11 protein-coding genes are annotated in these 16,869 nt (G+C 46.6%); 6 read left to right on the top strand and 5 right to left on the bottom strand.

The window, feature by feature from the left end; all coding sequences use genetic code 11:
• Positions 1-59: 59 nt before the first annotated feature.
• Together QUB10_RS16215 and QUB10_RS16210 are read right to left on the bottom strand one after the other, a co-directional pair.
• Positions 60-791: a cytochrome c biogenesis protein CcdA gene (locus QUB10_RS16215; RefSeq protein WP_333233091.1), complete on the bottom strand. Its 732-nt coding sequence runs from the start codon at positions 789-791 to the stop codon at positions 60-62.
• A gap of 719 nt (positions 792-1,510) precedes the next feature.
• Entirely contained in the window at positions 1,511-2,227 is a 717-nt protein-coding gene (locus QUB10_RS16210; RefSeq protein ID WP_333203614.1) for a pentapeptide repeat-containing protein, read from the bottom strand.
• 525 nt (positions 2,228-2,752) lie between these two features.
• Here QUB10_RS16210 and QUB10_RS16205 point away from each other — a divergent pair.
• On the top strand, positions 2,753-3,466 hold the full coding sequence (locus QUB10_RS16205) for a tetratricopeptide repeat protein (protein WP_333203612.1): 714 nt from the start codon (positions 2,753-2,755) through the stop codon (positions 3,464-3,466).
• 123 nt (positions 3,467-3,589) lie between these two features.
• Here QUB10_RS16205 and QUB10_RS16200 read toward each other — a convergent pair whose 3' ends face one another.
• A complete protein-coding gene (locus QUB10_RS16200) occupies positions 3,590-4,927 on the bottom strand; it encodes a peptidylprolyl isomerase (RefSeq protein WP_333203610.1) in 1,338 nt (445 codons plus the stop codon).
• A gap of 119 nt (positions 4,928-5,046) precedes the next feature.
• Between QUB10_RS16200 and QUB10_RS16195 the strand changes: the two genes are divergently transcribed.
• Positions 5,047-5,598, top strand: coding sequence for a peroxiredoxin (locus QUB10_RS16195; RefSeq protein WP_333203608.1), 552 nt, complete (start codon positions 5,047-5,049; stop codon positions 5,596-5,598).
• A gap of 227 nt (positions 5,599-5,825) precedes the next feature.
• Here QUB10_RS16195 and QUB10_RS16190 read toward each other — a convergent pair whose 3' ends face one another.
• Positions 5,826-6,365 (bottom strand): phosphate-starvation-inducible PsiE family protein, encoded by a 540-nt coding sequence (locus QUB10_RS16190; RefSeq protein WP_333203606.1) that lies wholly within the window; start codon positions 6,363-6,365, stop codon positions 5,826-5,828.
• 381 nt (positions 6,366-6,746) lie between these two features.
• Here QUB10_RS16190 and QUB10_RS16185 point away from each other — a divergent pair, with 381 nt between their 5' ends.
• On the top strand, positions 6,747-7,349 hold the full coding sequence (locus tag QUB10_RS16185; protein WP_333203604.1) for a superoxide dismutase: 603 nt from the start codon (positions 6,747-6,749) through the stop codon (positions 7,347-7,349).
• Positions 7,350-7,451: 102 nt separating this feature from the next.
• Here the strand turns inward: QUB10_RS16185 and QUB10_RS16180 are convergent, their stop codons facing one another.
• Positions 7,452-10,172, bottom strand: coding sequence for a bifunctional acetate--CoA ligase family protein/GNAT family N-acetyltransferase (locus QUB10_RS16180; RefSeq protein ID WP_333203602.1), 2,721 nt, complete (start codon positions 10,170-10,172; stop codon positions 7,452-7,454).
• Between the two features lie 428 nt (positions 10,173-10,600).
• On the opposite strand from QUB10_RS16180, the gene pflB reads away from it, so the two are divergent.
• The 3 genes from pflB (at position 10,601) to adhE (ending at position 16,856) form a co-directional block, all read left to right on the top strand.
• Positions 10,601-12,829: a formate C-acetyltransferase gene (gene pflB / locus QUB10_RS16175; RefSeq protein ID WP_333203600.1), complete on the top strand. Its 2,229-nt coding sequence runs from the start codon at positions 10,601-10,603 to the stop codon at positions 12,827-12,829.
• 528 nt (positions 12,830-13,357) lie between these two features.
• Positions 13,358-14,098, top strand: a complete 741-nt coding sequence (pflA, locus tag QUB10_RS16170; RefSeq protein WP_333203598.1) for a pyruvate formate-lyase-activating protein — start codon at positions 13,358-13,360, stop codon at positions 14,096-14,098.
• A 124-nt stretch (positions 14,099-14,222) separates the two neighbouring features.
• Entirely contained in the window at positions 14,223-16,856 is a 2,634-nt protein-coding gene (adhE, locus tag QUB10_RS16165; protein WP_333203596.1) for a bifunctional acetaldehyde-CoA/alcohol dehydrogenase, read from the top strand.
• Positions 16,857-16,869: the final 13 nt, after the last annotated feature.

The raw sequence follows: 16,869 nt of genomic DNA, 5'->3' as shown, positions 1-16,869 counted from the left end.
ACGCATTCCATAGTGATTGCTATATCTCTCAATAAGGACTGAATTCCTGAGAACGAAAGTTACGCGGGAAGGATGCGGGAAAGCAGAGAGAAAACGCCAAATCCTACTAGCAAAACGCCGCTAACAGGCGTAATCCAACTCGACCACCGACGTAATTCTAACAACTTTTTAATGCTAGCAGTGAAAGTACCTGCTATAATCAGCGGAGCGACGTAGCCAGCAGCGTAAAACAGCAGCAACACACCACCTAAAACTGTATCTCCCGTTTTGGAAACCCAAGCTAAGAGTGTAGCTAAAACCGGAGTGCTGCAGGGAGAGGCTACTAAACCAAAAGTTAAGCCCAATAAGTACGATCGCACACCCGCCGGCAAATCTTTCGGCACCCACCCCACAGCATCGAAAGACGGCATTTGTAAGGGTAAAGCTTCGAGTAAATTCAGCCCCATTAGAATAGCAATAATGCTGACAAGAATTGGCAAACCCAGGCCAATTTTGCCGTAAACTTGTCCGGCAAATGATGCTACAATGCCTAAACCCGCAAGGGTAGTGGCCAATCCCAGGGAAAACCACGCAGACTGGGCGGCGGCTTGTAGGCGACTTTTTGCTTCGTATCCACCGATGTAGCCGATCGTGATCGGCAACATTGAAAGCATACAGGGCGTTAAGCTCGTTAGCAACCCTGCCAGAAAGATGACTCCGACGCTGACTAAACTGAGGTTTGTCAGTTGAGTATTTACTAAGTTATTAGCAAATTGTGCGAGTTCGTAAAGTTGAGTTTGCAGGGTTTCCATCAGTCGATTTTAGATTTTAGATTTTAGATTTTAGATTTTAAATTTTAGATTGAGTCCACAGCCCATCGATTTTAGATTTTAGATTTTAGATGGACTCCACAGGCGATGTTAGATTTTAGATTTTAGAGAGACTCTACAGATGAATCTGGGAGTTTAAACTAAATATCTAATATTTTTGCTCTCCACGACTCCTGTCGGGGGCTTGTACCCCTAGGCAGGCGACTTCAGGTTCGGGGCTGTTCTGGCTTTGTTGAAAATTGTAACAGATGCGTGCAGGTTCGGTTTGAGATTTAAGATTTTAGCGATATTTACTGGTTGGGAGTTAAAAGGTCGATCGCACCCTGGTTTAAATTGATATCTTGACCGCAAGCATCCAGGATACCCGCCACGTGATTCATTCCTTCGGAGACTCAGGAGGGAGAAATAAAAACCTGTATCCGATGAAACTTGCCCCCCGAATCTATCCGTGGGGTCAAGGCTTCAATCTAAAATCTAAAATCTAAAATCTAAAATCGATTGACAGCATCCTCAACAAGCTGTTGACAACGGGCGCAGCTTGGGAGTTAAAAGGTCGATCGCACCCTGGTTTAAATTGATATCTTGACAGCATCCTCAACAAGTTTTTGGCAACGGGCGCAGCTACACCAGATAATTCATTGACTGCGAAATCGGCCCGAAAGCCTGTTGTTGAAATTATTCAAGCAGACTTTAATTTTACTCTACTGTAAATTAAAGCCACTTTCTTCATTAATAGACCCGTCCGGCATTATTGCCCCTGCCAGCACCGCACCTCTGAGATTTGCTCCCATTAAAATAGCGCCTTCTAAATTAGCATTGCTCAAATTTGTGACTTGTTTGGAACCTCGGAAAAAGAAGCTGTGCAAGTCAGCACCTGTTAAATTAGTGTCTGCCAAATTAGCATATTGCAAGTCAGCACCGTGCAGCGTCGCATCCGTTAAATTAGCTTGGGTAAGATTGCTTCCCCAAAGTCGAGAATCTAAGACATTAGCATCCTGTAAATTGGCGCGACTCAGATTGGCCAAAGTCAGATTCGCATCCCACAACTTCGTGCCGTTGAAATTAGCTTCTGTCAAATTGGCTCGACTGAGATCCGTGCCTAGAATATCAGCATTTGCTAAATTAGCGCCACTGAGGTCTGCGCCAGAAAGGTCAGCATTTTTTAAGTTAGCACCGGACAAATTAGCGCCGCTCAAATTAGCGCCGCTCAAATTGGCTTCTTGGAGATTAGCGCCCCGCAAATCTACAGCGCTCAAATCGCATTGCTTCCACAAAAAACTGACGCACCAATTATCCTTTAATAGGTGACTCACATCCTCCGCATTCGCGGCCATAACAGGAGGAGTTAAGTAGAGAGTGAACAGGACGATCGCCAACAATGCAGCGAAGAAAGTTTTCAACCTCATAACTTTTTTCATTGACACTAATTTGTGCCATAAATTATTGATGTCTAATCAAAGCATAGCAAATAATCGGCAACTTTCCTCAGCAATATTACTCAAAAATATTAGTAATTTGTGGAACAGGCCGGAAAGCCTGTTCTTGAGAATGGTGCTCTGGGCGTGAGTAAAAACCGGGTTTAAGATGGCCGTGTTCGATGGACAAATCCCGATCGAATATCGCTACAAAGTAATACTTGCTGCCGGCAGTTGCGATCGCTCCCCCAGGGGCATACCTGCAAACAATCCCGGTAGGAACTGCTCAATATGGGAAGAAAGAAACCGCTCCTCTAGCCTAAAAAGCTTATAGGTAAAGGGTTGTAGGCGCATTTTTTGTCAATTGCGATCGGCATCACTAACTAAGCCGAACTTTCATCACACAAGTCAAGCCCCAGCATCACCAAATCTCATCAAACTTATCACGTTCCTGAGACTACGGATATCACTGTCAGTAGCTGAAGTATCGAGGAAAATGACAGCATACAGTTGAACACCACTTCTCCCATGCCTACTATCCCCCTTCTCCCAAGCCAATTAGTTGTCACAACTATTTTCAATTCGATCGAATCTTTGGGATTCACTAATATTGCAGGCAAAGTATTTCCGGGGGAGCAAGCTGAATCCCGACAAGAGACAAATTTAAAAGTTAGTACCAAAAAGTTTTACACTCAGGGTTTAAAAAATCTCGAACAACAAGACTTGCACGGCGCTATTAAAAATTTTACTGCCACAATTAACATTAATCCGCAATTCGCGTCAGCTTACAACGATCGCGGTGTGGCCCGCTACAAATTAGGCTACAAGCAATCGGCGATCGAAGATTTAACTACCGCCATCGAACTCAATCCTTACCGAGCCAAGTATTACAGCAATCGGGGGTTTATGCTGACTCGTTTAAAAGATTATACTGCGGCGATCGCGGATTATAACTCGGCACTGCTGCTCAACCCTAATGTAGCTCACTATTACTTTGACCGAGGTGCTATCCGCCTGAAAATGGAGAATTCCCTGGCAGCACTAGCTGATTTTGAGTCAGCAATTCGCCTGGATAGCGATTTTGCTAAAGCTTACTTTAACCGAGGAGTGACTAGATATAAATTGAGAGAGGTTCATGGAGCATTTGAGGATTTTCAGAAGGCGGCAGGGCTTTTTAAGCTGCAGGGGAGAATGGATTCTTATCAAGATGCGGTTTCTAAAATTAGCCAGCTATGGTATTAGTTGAATTGGGGAATTGGGAATTGGGAATTGAAAATTGGGAATTGGGAATTGGGAATTGATAATCAGGTAAGGTGCACCGAAGAGCACCCTACACCTATAATTATGGCGTCAGTCTGGTTAAAGTTAGCCAACTCTCAAGGCGGCGTCTCCGGGGGGCAAGTTATCGACAAGGAAAGCAGTAGAAAAGTTAATTGCAAAAGCAGCATTTTGAACTGCTGCGGGGGTGGCATTTTGAACGACAGCCAAAGTCACTCCTCCAAATTGAATGAGTGTGTTGCTGCCTGATTGGGTGAATGAGGTGTTGGATAAAGGGCTGGTTAAGCCAATACGATCGCCATCTCCCGGCCTAAAATCAAGAATTATATCGCTCGTCCCATCCAACTCCAGATTTTCACCCGTAACCAGAACAAACGTATCTGCCCCGCCACCACCAGTGAGAGTATCGCTGCCAGTATCGCCGATTAAAACATCGTTACCATCGCCGCCGATTAAAACATCGTTTCCTCTGCCGCCTCGCAAAAAGTCGTTACCAGCACCGTCATTGATTGTATCGTCGCCGAGATTTCCGTTGATAATATCGTCGCCAACACCTCCGCTAATGGAGTCGTTACCTTTGCCGCCTCTGAGAAAGTCGTCACCCGCTTCGCCCGTGAGGGTATCGTTGCCTTGGCTGCCATTAATTGCATCATCTGTGGGTGAACCGAGGATCGCATTGTTGCCGCTACCTCCCACTACACCGCTGGGATTTTGCTGAGAGTCTTGGGAAGTGACTTGATAGTTATTGGTAGTGTCTGACAGTCTGAGCGCTCGCAAAGATAGATTTACGAAATTGGTACTATTGATTAAAGCGTTAAGCGAATTAACATCGCTAACTATGCTAGAAACCCGACTGGGAACGATTCCTTGAACGACTTTTGCCGTCGAAATGCGATCGCCCTGCTGCACCGCATTCACCGTTTCAAAACCTTGAATAACGTTGCCAAAAACAGCATAATTACCATCCAAAAATGGCAAATCATCCAAAGCAAAATAAAACTGCGAAGAAGCCGAATTCAAAGCATTAGAACGAGCCATTGCCACAGCCCCGCGAGTGTGCGGCAACTGCGGCGTCTGGGTTACAACTTGGTTGTAAACAGGTTGCGCGGCCCCTTGTGGCTTAATTTCCAAAGGAATAAAACGCCCCTGATTGGTATCCGGGTCAATAAAATTACCCGTTCCCAATTGACTGGCTGGAATTGTCGTATCTCTGCTGCGCGGATCGCCTCCTTGCACCACAAAAGGCTCTGGCTGGCGCACAACTCGGTGAAACATCACCCCGTCGTAAATGCCACGTTCCACTAAGTCAACAAAATTTCCCCCAGTAATCGGGGCATTAGTGCCGTCTACTTCGATCGTAACGGGTTGACCGTTAATTACCTGGACTACTATAGCTTTGCCTGTTAACGGGAGTGCAGCGCTCATGGGTAAATTGCTATTTGAGTGAGTGATCTGTGGGTTTTAGAAGCAATCCGCGAATTGCCCCTACCCATTTAATCAGAAAACTGTAAACTTGTCTTAAGTACAGTTCTACTTCTAAATTTATGATGTCCCGTCGCAAGTTTTTTAGCACTTTATTGGCAATTTGTCTAGTTTTTCTAAGTTTCAATTTTGCCACACCTGCATTTGCCCTCGGTGGCAAGCTTCCGACGGTAAATCAACCAGCGCCGGATTTTAGTTTGCCGACAAACAGCGGCGACGGACAAGTCTCCCTGTCGGATTATCGCGGTAAGTGGCTGGTAGTCTATTTTTATCCGAAAGACTTTACATCGGGATGTACGATCGAAGCGCGGAGATTTCAGCAAGACTTGCCGAAATACTTGGCAAAGAATACTCAAATTATCGGCATTAGCGCTGATGATGTCGATTCCCACGCGGAATTTTGCGATTCCGAGGGTTTGAAGTTTCCGCTGTTAGCTGATACCGACGGTAAAGTGAGTAAAGCTTACGGTTCTTGGATGAGTTTTATTTCGGCGCGGCACAGTTTTATTATTGACCCTGAAGGAATTTTGCGGGAAACTTTTGTGAAGATTAATCCGGCGATTCATTCTAAAGAAGTGTTGGCTCGTTTGGGGGAATTGCAGGCTAACGGGTAATACCCTTTTAGATTTTAGATTTTAGATTTTAGATTTGAATAACTGGCAATGACTGATGAAGCTTGTATTTGTAGTGAGGACTAAAATCCTCTGAAAATGCAGAGAATTTTAGTCTTAACTACAAACGTTATCAGGTTAATTTTACTGGAAATGATGGCTGGTAACGTAACAAGCAATATCAGAGTAAATCTAAAATCTAAAATCTAAAATCGCCAGTCCCGCCATCCTCAATGAGAATTAAACGTGCTATTGATTGCAACAGAATCGGAAGAAGATTCCTGCTCGTAAATTTTTCTCTTTCTGCTAGCAAGGCGGCGTTCCGGGTCAATTCCCTCGAAGGTTGGTGGCAACCAAACTCGGACTACCAACAACACTCCCAAAACCAGCAAAAATGCGCCTGTTGATAATATTTGAACCCAGGGAGTTTCCAGCACTCCCCGCACGATAACTTCTCGCAAAACAGATACTATACAAACTTCCACAGCTACGCCTATCGAAACTCTTTTTTCTTGCAAGTAAATAATTAGCAGCCGAAATAATTCCACTAAAACTAATAAAAATAGAATGTCTGCCGTCACTTGCTGAAAATTCAAAGGAGGCAGCAGCGAGAAAAACATTTCTCGCAGTTCGAGTACCATGAAACAAAACAAACCAATACATAGAGAAATTACAATTAAATCTTGGACTGTTTCCAGAGCGGTGACGATTAATTGCAGATTCAACCATTGAGGGGGGTGACTAGACGAGTTGTTTAAACGCTTTTCCATTGACACATCCTGCAACTTGTTTGACTTTCTTACAGCTTAATTGAACTTAGGTTAATCTTTGACAATTTACAGGTTTAATCTATTTATCAGTCTCATAAAATTTCGAGCGGTTGACAATTTCACACACACTTTTATTTGTCTCCCAGGTAGCTTGACATTTAGTGATACTTTATGCTATTTGAAGCCGGCAATAAGTAGCTTTGATATCTAAAAAATAGAAGTCTGAATCCTAAAATGCTGCAACTGCTATAAAATAGGAAAATTGTAAAGAATTATTTACCACAGCTTGATAAACTCAAGCTAGTGACTCTCGGCTTTAATCATACAAAAGCCACCAAGTCAACCGAAAAACCCAAAGTAATCCAGAGAGGATTGAACACCATGGCATTTGAACTTGCACCATTACCCTTCGCCGCTGACGCCCTAGAACCAGCTCATATGTCGGCCAACACTTTTTCATTCCACCACGACAAGCACCACGCTGCTTACGTGACCAATCTGAATAAACTGATTGAAGGAACGGAAATGGCGAGCAAATCCCTTGAAGAAATTGTCAAGGAATCTGCTAAAGACCCATCCAAAGCCGGCATTTTCAACAATGCAGGTCAAGTTTGGAACCACAATTTTTTCTGGAATTCCCTCGCACCGGGCGGCGGTGGCACTCCGACAGGAGCTTTAGCTGACAAAATCAACGCCGACTTCGGCAGCTTCGACAAATTCAAAGAAGAGTTCAAGACTGCTGCGACAACTCAGTTCGGTAGCGGCTGGGCTTGGCTGGTTGTGGACAACGGCACTTTGAAAGTTACCAAAACAGCTAACGCTGACACCCCGGTAGCACACGGCCAAACTCCGTTGCTGACTTTGGATGTGTGGGAACACGCTTATTATTTGGATTTCCAAAACCGCCGTCCCGACTACATTACTAATTTCTTGGATAATTTGGCTAACTGGGATTTCGCAGCAGCAAATTTGGCTGCGGCTTAGTAGCATCTGAGTTTGAGGACTAAAGTCCTCACTACAAACTTTATAGGTTTGTAGTGAGGACTTTAGTTGTGATGAATGAGAATTATTTAACCCAACTTGCTATTAGCAAACAAAAACAGCTTTCAACATTCCTTCGCCTCGGTCTGGTTGGAGTTCAAATCCTAGTTTTTTACAGAGGCTCTGCATCTGGTAGTTGCTATTGAGAATGTAGCCAACGATCGCCTCTAATTTCTCTTCCTGACCAATTTGCAGCATCCGCCTCAATAATTCTGTTCCCAAACCGCGCTGCTGATAGCTATCGCTAACGATCAGCGCAAATTCGGCTTGGTTTGTGCCGTGGAGTTTGCTCAGACGCGCTACTCCCAAAATCCGGTGTTCTGAGGTTTCCGGGTCTTGACGATCGGCTACTAACACCATTTCCCGATCGTAGTCAATAAAACAAATCCGGGTCAAACGTTCGTGAGCGATGCGGTGCTTTAACTTTACCATGTGAGCGTAGCGCAAATACACGCTCTCTTCCGAAAGTTCTTCGTGGAAGAGCACCATCAGTGGCTCATCTTCAGGACGAATCGGACGGATGGTGATGGGACGATCGCCCTCCGTTGACCAGGTTTGAACGTATTGCGTAGGATAGGGGCGAATCGCGGGTGAAATGGGGTTTTCCGTTGTTTGCAGAACAACGCGGGCATCAAGAGCGATCGCACCTTCAGGAGAAACCAACAGTGGATTAATATCAATCTCGGCAATTTGAGGTTGCTCTACAATCAGTTGACTAAAACGAACTAATAACTGTTCGAGTTGTACCAGGTCAATTGCCGATCGACCGCGCACTCCTTGCAAAGCTTTATAGATGCGCGTTTGCTCCATCATCCGGCGCGCTAGGGTAGTATTTAAAGGCGGAAGTGCGAGCGAGCGATCTTGAAAGACTTCCACTAATTGTCCGCCGGAACCAAACAGCATCACCGGCCCAAATTGTGGGTCAATACTGCTACCCAAAATTAGTTCATAGCCTTCCAAATGCACCATCGGCTGCACTGTCACGCCGAGAAACGCTGCAGGATCAATCGCCCGTACCCGCTGGGCGATCGCCTCAAAGGCACTAATTACAGCGTTAGCATCGCCTAAATTTAGTTTTACGCCCCCCACATCGGTTTTGTGAGTAATCGTCTCAGAATGCAGTTTTAGCACCACTGGATAACCCAGGCGATCGGCAATTTCCACAGCTTCGGCCGCACTTGCTGCAATTTCTGTCGCTACGGTGGGAATGCCGTAAGCTGCTAGCAACTGTTTTGATTCGTACTCGGTTAATAGAGTGCGATTGTTTTGGCCCGCGGCAGTCAAAATCTTCGCAGCAGTCGCACACCCGGAAGTCTCGATTTCGCACTCAGCGGGGAGAGAAGGCGTTTCGTAGATAGCGCGCAGGTTGTATGTGTACCGCCACATATAGTTGAATAACCTGACGGCGGTATCGGGATAGGGAAAAGTCGGAATATTTGCCTGATTGAGAATTTGCGTTCCCGCTGACACTTCCACACCGCCCATCCAGCTTGCTAATAAGGGCTTTCCGAGTTGGCTGTAAGACTTGAGTTTTTCTGCGGTTTGGGTGGGATTTGTCATCGCTTGTGGCGTCAGGATGACCAGCAATCCGTCACTATTGGGATCGGGAGCGACAACTTCTAGAGTTTTGGCGTAAAGATCGCTACTAGCATCGCCCAAAATATCGATCGGGTTGTGATGACTCCACTGAGGTGGCAAAAACTCATCAAGCCGCTGCAGCGTCTCCGGTGCCAAATCTGCCAGGGCACCGCCGTCGCTAATTAAGGCATCAGTGGCGATCGCCCCTGGGCCTCCTGCATTGGTGACGATCGATAGGCGGTTGCCCTGCGGTCGCGGTTGCTTGGCCAGAATTTCTGCCATGTCGAACAAATCGGAAATCGTATGTACGCGCAACGCGCCACAGCGGCGGAAAGCAGCGTTAAGCACGTCATCGCTACCGGTCAAAGCCCCCGTATGGGAAGCGGCGGCTTGGGCGGCGGCAGCGGTACGTCCTACCTTGAGAATGATGATCGGTTTGTCGATCGCCACTGGGCGGGCGGCGGACAGGAACGAACGAGCATCACCCATAGATTCCATGTACAAAACGATACTGTGGGTATGGGGATCGTCCCCGAAATACTCGATCAGATCGCCCCAACCGACATCGAGCATAGAGCCGATCGATACAAAGGCGCTAAAACCGACATTTTCCCCCAAACTCCAGTCGAGAATCGAAGTACAGAGGGCGCCGCTTTGACTGATGAAGGCGACATTACCCGGACGGGCGATCGTACCTGCAAAAGTAGCATTGAGCCCAAGCACAGGATTCATTACGCCGAGGCAATTTGGGCCGATAATCCGCATTCCGCCCAGACGCGCCTCGGCCATAACTTGCTGTTCTAAAGCCTCCCCAGCCGCACCAATCTCTTTAAACCCAGCAGAAACAATAATTGCCCCTTTCACCCCAGCAGCGATACATTCGCGGATCACTTGTGGCACCCCAGCAGCAGGCGTAGCAATCACCGCCAGATCCACTACTTCCGGGACGCTAGCAATGTCAGGATAAGACTTGAGTCCCAAGACGCTGTGGCGCTGCGGATTCACTGGAAAAACTGTTCCGCCAAACGGATTCCGAATCAAGTTCCACAGGAGAGTTCGTCCGACGCTTCCTTCTCTCTCTGTTGCGCCGATTACAGCCACGGAGCGAGGCCGAAAAATCCGATCGAGCGGATGACGCTGTTCTTTCCAAATATCGTGAGCCCGATCGCTCGCAGTGCTTTGATTCATTGAATTTATCTGCATAGTACCTACTTCAATTAATCAGCAATTAATATTGCTCTGCTTTCGATAACAATCACCGAATCAAATCCGAACTCTTTTTCTGCTTTTTTTCTGCTTTTTCTTCATCTTCTTCGGGTGTTCGCGGTTCCTGAAAAAAAAAATCTCATTGCCCGTTTCCGACACGCCCGCCCTTAAACAACATTTGGGTTGTCTAAGTGTTAGTTCGGGAACCCCTTTGGTCAGAGCTTCCTCAACAATTCACGAGGATGCTCTGCCTACTATCTATCTTAATTCTTCCCCCCGAATTAGCAAGTCAACTTTTGTAACAAATAGCGAACAGGATCTTTAAAATAGTGAGATTAAATATATACTAGATGTAGTGGTCGAAGCAGAAAAGATCGATCGCTAATAAAAAATTGAGGTGAAAGCAAGCTATGTTTGCAGAATGGCACGGCTTTACTGAAGGCAACTGGACAAACGAAGTCAACGTCAGAGACTTCATCCAAAAGAATTACACCCCCTACGAAGGGAATGCAGAATTTCTCACAGCACCAACCGAAAAAACCCAGCAGCTTTGGCAAAAAGTTCTGGAATTAATGAAGCAAGAGCGCGAAAAAGGTGTATTGGATGTTGATACAAAAGTTCCCACATCCATCACGGCTCATGCAGCAGGATACATCGACCGCGACTTAGAACAAATAGTAGGTTTGCAAACCGATCGACCTTTGAAACGCGCGATTATGCCCTTGGGCGGGATTCGCGTTGTCAAGGCAGGTTTAGAAGCTTACGGCTATCAGCTCGATCGGCAAACAGAAGAAATATTTACGAAATATCGCAAAACTCATAACGATGGTGTATTCGATGTTTACACGCGCTCGATGCGTCTGGCAAGACGTTCTGGTATCATCACAGGTTTGCCAGATGCCTATGGACGCGGGCGGATAATTGGTGACTATCGGCGCGTTGCTTTGTACGGTGTCGATCGCCTAATTGAGGATAAAAAAACACAGCAAGAATCACTCGAACTAGACACGATGGACGAGGCAACAATTCGCTTGCGCGAAGAGTTATCCGAGCAAATTCGGGCATTGTTTGAGTTAAAAGAAATGGCGGCTAGCTACGGCTTTGATATTAGCCGTCCGGCAGCAAACGCACGAGAAGCTGTCCAGTGGCTGTATTTTGGCTACTTGGGAGCAGTGAAAGAACAAAACGGGGCAGCGATGTCTCTCGGCCGCGTATCGACGTTTTTAGACATTTATTTCGAGCGCGATTTACAAAGTGGCGCGAGTTCCGAAGTGGAATTGCAAGAACTGATCGACCATTTTGTAATGAAACTCCGCATGGTGCGGTTTTTGCGGACTCCCGACTATAACGCTCTGTTTTCTGGCGATCCAACTTGGGTAACAGAGGCGATCGGCGGTATCAGCGATGACGGTAGAACATTGGTAACTCGTAACAGTTTCCGATTCTTGCACACCCTGTCAAACCTCGGTACTGCACCCGAACCAAATCTCACCGTTTTGTGGTCGGAAAACTTGCCGGAAAACTTCAAAGAATTCTGTGCGAAGGTATCCAGCGACACAAGTTCTATTCAGTACGAAAACGACGACTTGATGCGTCCTCAATACGGCGATGATTACGCGATCGCCTGTTGTGTTTCCGCCATGCGAATTGGCAAGCAAATGCAGTTTTTCGGCGCGCGAGTTAACTTAGCTAAGACTTTGCTCTATGCGATTAACGGCGGTAAAGATGAGAAGTCCGGCGACCAAATCGCGCCCCAGTTCCCACCGATTACTACCGAATATCTCGATTATGACGAGGTAAGAGCGCGGTTCCACGACATGATGGCGTGGTTGGCAAAAACGTATATCAATACGTTGAATGTCATTCACTATATGCACGACAAATACTGCTACGAACGGCTGGAAATGGCATTGCACGATCGCGATGTTTACCGGACAATGGCCTGCGGAATTGCCGGATTGTCGGTGGTGGCAGATTCCCTGTCGGCGATTAAACACGCTAAAGTTAAGGTGCTTCGCAACGAGCAAGGTTTGGCAGTAGATTACTCGATCGAAGGAGAATATCCAAAATACGGCAATAATGACGATCGCGTAGACAGTGTGGCGATCGAACTTGTGCAAAGCTTCATGAACGAAATTCGCCAGCACAAAACCTACCGCGGCGCTGTAGCGACTCAATCGGTACTCACAATTACCTCTAACGTAGTTTACGGCAAAAAAACTGGTAGCACTCCCGACGGACGTAAAGCAGGCGAACCCTTTGCTCCTGGCGCTAACCCGATGCACGGCCGAGATTCCTGTGGGGCGATCGCATCCTTATCTTCTGTAGCGAAACTGCCTTACAGTGATTGTCAAGATGGCATATCGAATACTTTTTCGATTGTACCGCAGGCCTTGGGCAGAATGGAGAGCGATCGGACTAATAACCTAGTTGGTCTGTTAGACGGTTACTTCCACGATGGCGGCCATCACATCAATGTTAACGCGCTCGATCGGCAAACATTACTAGATGCGATGGAACATCCAGAAAACTATCCCCAGCTAACAATTCGCGTCTCCGGTTATGCGGTTAATTTCATCAAACTTACCCGCGAACAGCAATTAGATGTGATTAAACGCACATTCCACGAACGCGTGTAAATTCCATTGGAATCGGCGGTTGAAACCGGGAGCATCTCATATTTGTAAAAACACTTCTTCTGGCTCCTTCCTTCTTCCTTCTTCCTTCTTCCTCTTTTCTCCTGGCTCCTGACTCCTGACTCCTAACTCGAATTTCTAGCGGAGGGCGGCTTTCATTGAGATGATCTCGTTGAAACCGCTCCTTGTCAAACGAAGTCCGAGCAGAGGGGGACTCAAGAAGCGCCTACATAATTGGTTCTGCATAAGTCTTTTTTCTTCTAGTTTCGCTGTTGAACCATGAGGTCAGATCCCCCCTAACCCCCCTTAAGAAGGGGGGAACAAGAGTATTCTTGAATTCCCCCGACTATCTGGGGATTCAAGGGGAACCGTCCACTTCTCAAAGCCAACCCCTACTCCCCTTCTTAAGGGGGATTTAGGGGGATCGAGCCTCAGCAACCCAACGAAAAATCCGCAAGTTTCCAGGCTTAAGTTAACACCGAGATTCCCCCATTCCTAATCTCGAAACATCACCAACAAACAGCAAAATCAATGTCTGGAATTGGACGCATTCACTCAATCGAAACTTTTGGTACCGTAGACGGCCCCGGAATCCGGTTTATCGTCTTCACCCAAGGCTGTCCGTTACGCTGTCTGTACTGTCACAATCCCGACTGTCGCAATTCCCACGATGGTAAAGAAGTAACCGTCGATTATTTAATCGAGCAAATTACAAAATGTAAATCCTACCTACGGAAAGGAGGCGTTACCGTCAGCGGCGGCGAACCGTTGATGCAGCCGGATTTTGTCAAAGAAATCTTTACCCGCTGTCATCAAATGGGTTTGCATACAGCGCTGGACACATCAGGCTTCTGTGTTTTAGACGTTGCTAAACCGGTTCTGGAAATGACCGATCTGGTTTTGTTGGACATCAAATCCTACATTCCCGAACTCTATTACAAAGTCACCAATGTTTCCATCGAGCCTACTTTAGCAATGGCCAAATATCTCAGCGAAATTGGCAAACCGACGTGGATTCGCTTCGTTCTAGTTCCTCACCTCACCGATCACATCGAAAACGTAGAAAAATTAGCGGAGTTTATTGCCAATCTGAACAATGTGGAAAAAGTAGAAGTATTACCATTTCATAAAATGGGAGAATACAAATGGGAACAATTAAAATTGGATTACGAACTCAAGGATACACCTCCAGCTTCACCGGAACTCGTGCAACAAACTGTTGATATTTTTCGCAGTCGCGGGCTAAATGCGATCGGAGCTAGCGGTATATAATAATTAAAAGGCCACGTTCACAAGTCACCCACAATCTTGAAATTATCTGCGTCGATCTGCAGGTTCCCTACCAATCAAAGATTGAGGCAATAATTTTTCCGAAATCCACATCACGAAAAATCACATGAAAGTTACCAATTTAGAAGAATTAGAAGTCCTAATTCAAAAAGTGAAAGCAGCCCAAGCTGAATTTGCCACCTACACTCAAGAACAGGTCGATCGCATATTCAAGCAAGCAGCTTTAGCCGCTAATGCCGCCCGCATTCCCTTAGCCAAAGCAGCAGTCAAAGAATCGGGAATGGGAGTCATCGAAGATAAGGCAATCAAAAATCATTTTGCCTCGGAAATGATTTACAACAAATATAAAAACGACAAGACTTGCGGTATCATCGAGTCCGATCGGCATTTTGGCTACGAACGCATTGCCGAGCCCGTGGGATTGCTAGCGGGAATCGTTCCTGTAACTAACCCGACTTCCACCACCATCTTTAAGTCATTAATCGTGCTCAAGACGAGAAATGGCATTATATTTTCGCCCCATCCCCGCGCCAAATCCTGCACGGCTGCGGCGGCAAAAATCCTCCTCGATGCTGCTGTAGCAGCCGGCGCACCACCGGATATTATTGGGTGGATTGATGAGCCAACTGTGCCACTTTCCCAAGCTTTGATGCAGCACCCCGATATCAAACTAATTTTGGCAACTGGCGGGCCGGGAATGGTAAAAGCTGCCTACTCTTCAGGACATCCCTCCCTCGGTGTCGGCGCTGGAAATACTCCCGCCATCATCGATGAAACCGCTCACATCCAAATGGCTGTCAGCTCAATTTTGCTCAGCAAAACTTTCGACAACGGCACGATTTGTGCTTCGGAACAATCGGTAGTTGTTGTGGATGAGGTGTACGATGCCGTGCAACTGGAATTTATCAAGCGCGGTGCTTATTTCCTGAATGCTGAAGAACGGGACAAAGTGCGCCAGGTAATCTTAATTGATGGTCGATTGAATGCCGAAATAGTCGGACAATCGGTGCAAAAGGTGGCGCAGATTGCTGGTTTTGTAGTGCCGTCAAACATCAGGGTTTTGATTGGAGAAGTGGAGGCGGTTGGTAAAGAAGAACCCTTTGCTTGTGAAAAACTTTCGCCGATTCTCGCCATGTACCGCGCCAAGGACTTTACTGAAGCAGTAGACAAAGCTGAAGCGCTGATAATTTTTGGCGGACACGGACATACTTCTGTACTCTACACGGCTCCGCACAATCAGAAGCACATTCGTTATTTTGAAAGCAAACTAGAGACTTCGCGGGTGCTGATTAATACGCCTTCTTCTCAAGGTGCGATCGGCGATTTGTACAATTTCCGCCTCGATCCCTCCCTTACCCTCGGTTGCGGTAGCTGGGGCGATAATTCGATTTCTGTCAACGTGACACCCCATCACCTGCTCAATATCAAAACCGTAGCAGAACGGCGCGAGAATATGCTCTGGTTCCGCATTCCTCCCAAGATTTATTTTAAGTCGGGTTGTCTTCCTGTAGCTTTGAGGGATCTTGCAGGTAAGAAACGTGCTTTGATCGTCACGGATAAACCTTTGTTTGAATTGGGATTGACTAAGGAAGTCACAGATAGTTTGGAAGAAATCGGCATCGATCACTACACATTTTACGATGTGGAACCCGATCCTTCGCTGGCTACTGTTCGCAAAGGTTTAGAAATCTGCAATAGTTTCCATCCAGATGCGATTATTGCCTTTGGTGGTGGCTCGCCGATGGATGCTGCTAAAGTAATGTGGCTGATGTACGAGCATCCAGAAATTGAGTTTGAAGGATTGGCGATGCGGTTTATGGATATCCGCAAGCGGGTATACGAACTGCCGCCTTTGGGTTCAAAGGCAATTATGGTGGCAATTCCAACTACTTCGGGAACGGGTTCGGAAGTCACGCCTTTTGCGGTTGTTACGGATGAACGATCGGGGATTAAGTATCCGCTTGCAGATTATGCTCTGACTCCGAGTATGGCGATCGTCGATCCAGAACTTACGCTGAATATGCCCCGGAAACTGACTGCTTACGGTGGCATTGATGCGCTAACCCACGCTTTAGAAGCTTATGTTTCTGTGTTGGCTTCTGAGTATACAAATGGTTTGGCTTTAGAATCGATTCGTTTGCTGTTTAAATACCTGCCCAGCGCTTACAAAAATGGTGCTAACGATCCGAAAGCGCGGGAGAAAGTACATTATGCTGCTACGATGGCCGGGATGGCATTTGCCAACTCTTTTCTGGGGGTTTGTCACTCAGTAGCTCACCAATTAGGTGCAACTTGCCACGTCCCTCACGGTTTAGCGAATGCGCTGATGATTTCCCATGTAATTCGCTACAATGCAACGGATGTTCCGTTCAAACAAGCGATTTTTTCTCAAAACAAGTATCCTAACAGCAAGTGGCGTTATGCTCGAATTGCGGACTATCTGAATTTGGGCGGCGATACAGAAGATGAGAAAGTTGAGAAGTTGATCGAAGCGGTGGAAGCTCTCAAGCGTGAGGTAGAGCTTCCTAGCACGATTCAGGAGGCGATCGCCAGTCAGGGAATGAGTGATGATTTCTTTTTTGCTCGCGTTGAGGAAATGGCCGATCATGCTTTTGACGATCAGTGTACCGGAGCGAACCCCCGTTATCCGCTGATTGAAGATTTAAAGCAACTTCTGGTGCAAGCGTACTCTCACAGCGGCGACACTTCTGAGGTCGATCGAGTGTTAACTGTAGTTTAATCGGCGCGGTGCA

The sequence above is a fragment of the Microcoleus sp. B5-D4 genome (assembly GCF_036705145.1).
In the GTDB taxonomy this organism is placed as follows: Bacteria; Cyanobacteriota; Cyanobacteriia; order Cyanobacteriales; family Microcoleaceae; genus Microcoleus.
Note: the sequence above shows the minus strand (reverse complement) of the source record. Positions and strands in the feature narration are given on the sequence as shown.

What these genes read in the sequence shown, in the direction of transcription:
- QUB10_RS16180 (WP_333203602.1), bottom strand. Translation starts at nt 10,172, where the DNA reads ATGAATCAAAGCACTGCGAGCGATCGGGCTCACGATATTTGGAAAGAA.
- QUB10_RS16185 (WP_333203604.1), top strand. Translation starts at nt 6,747, where the DNA reads ATGGCATTTGAACTTGCACCATTACCCTTCGCCGCTGACGCCCTAGAA.
- pflA (WP_333203598.1), top strand. Translation starts at nt 13,358, where the DNA reads ATGTCTGGAATTGGACGCATTCACTCAATCGAAACTTTTGGTACCGTA.
- QUB10_RS16190 (WP_333203606.1), bottom strand. Translation starts at nt 6,365, where the DNA reads ATGGAAAAGCGTTTAAACAACTCGTCTAGTCACCCCCCTCAATGGTTG.
- QUB10_RS16205 (WP_333203612.1), top strand. Translation starts at nt 2,753, where the DNA reads ATGCCTACTATCCCCCTTCTCCCAAGCCAATTAGTTGTCACAACTATT.
- QUB10_RS16200 (WP_333203610.1), bottom strand. Translation starts at nt 4,927, where the DNA reads ATGAGCGCTGCACTCCCGTTAACAGGCAAAGCTATAGTAGTCCAGGTA.
- pflB (WP_333203600.1), top strand. Translation starts at nt 10,601, where the DNA reads ATGTTTGCAGAATGGCACGGCTTTACTGAAGGCAACTGGACAAACGAA.
- QUB10_RS16210 (WP_333203614.1), bottom strand. Translation starts at nt 2,227, where the DNA reads ATGAAAAAAGTTATGAGGTTGAAAACTTTCTTCGCTGCATTGTTGGCG.
- QUB10_RS16195 (WP_333203608.1), top strand. Translation starts at nt 5,047, where the DNA reads ATGATGTCCCGTCGCAAGTTTTTTAGCACTTTATTGGCAATTTGTCTA.
- adhE (WP_333203596.1), top strand. Translation starts at nt 14,223, where the DNA reads ATGAAAGTTACCAATTTAGAAGAATTAGAAGTCCTAATTCAAAAAGTG.
- QUB10_RS16215 (WP_333233091.1), bottom strand. Translation starts at nt 791, where the DNA reads ATGGAAACCCTGCAAACTCAACTTTACGAACTCGCACAATTTGCTAAT.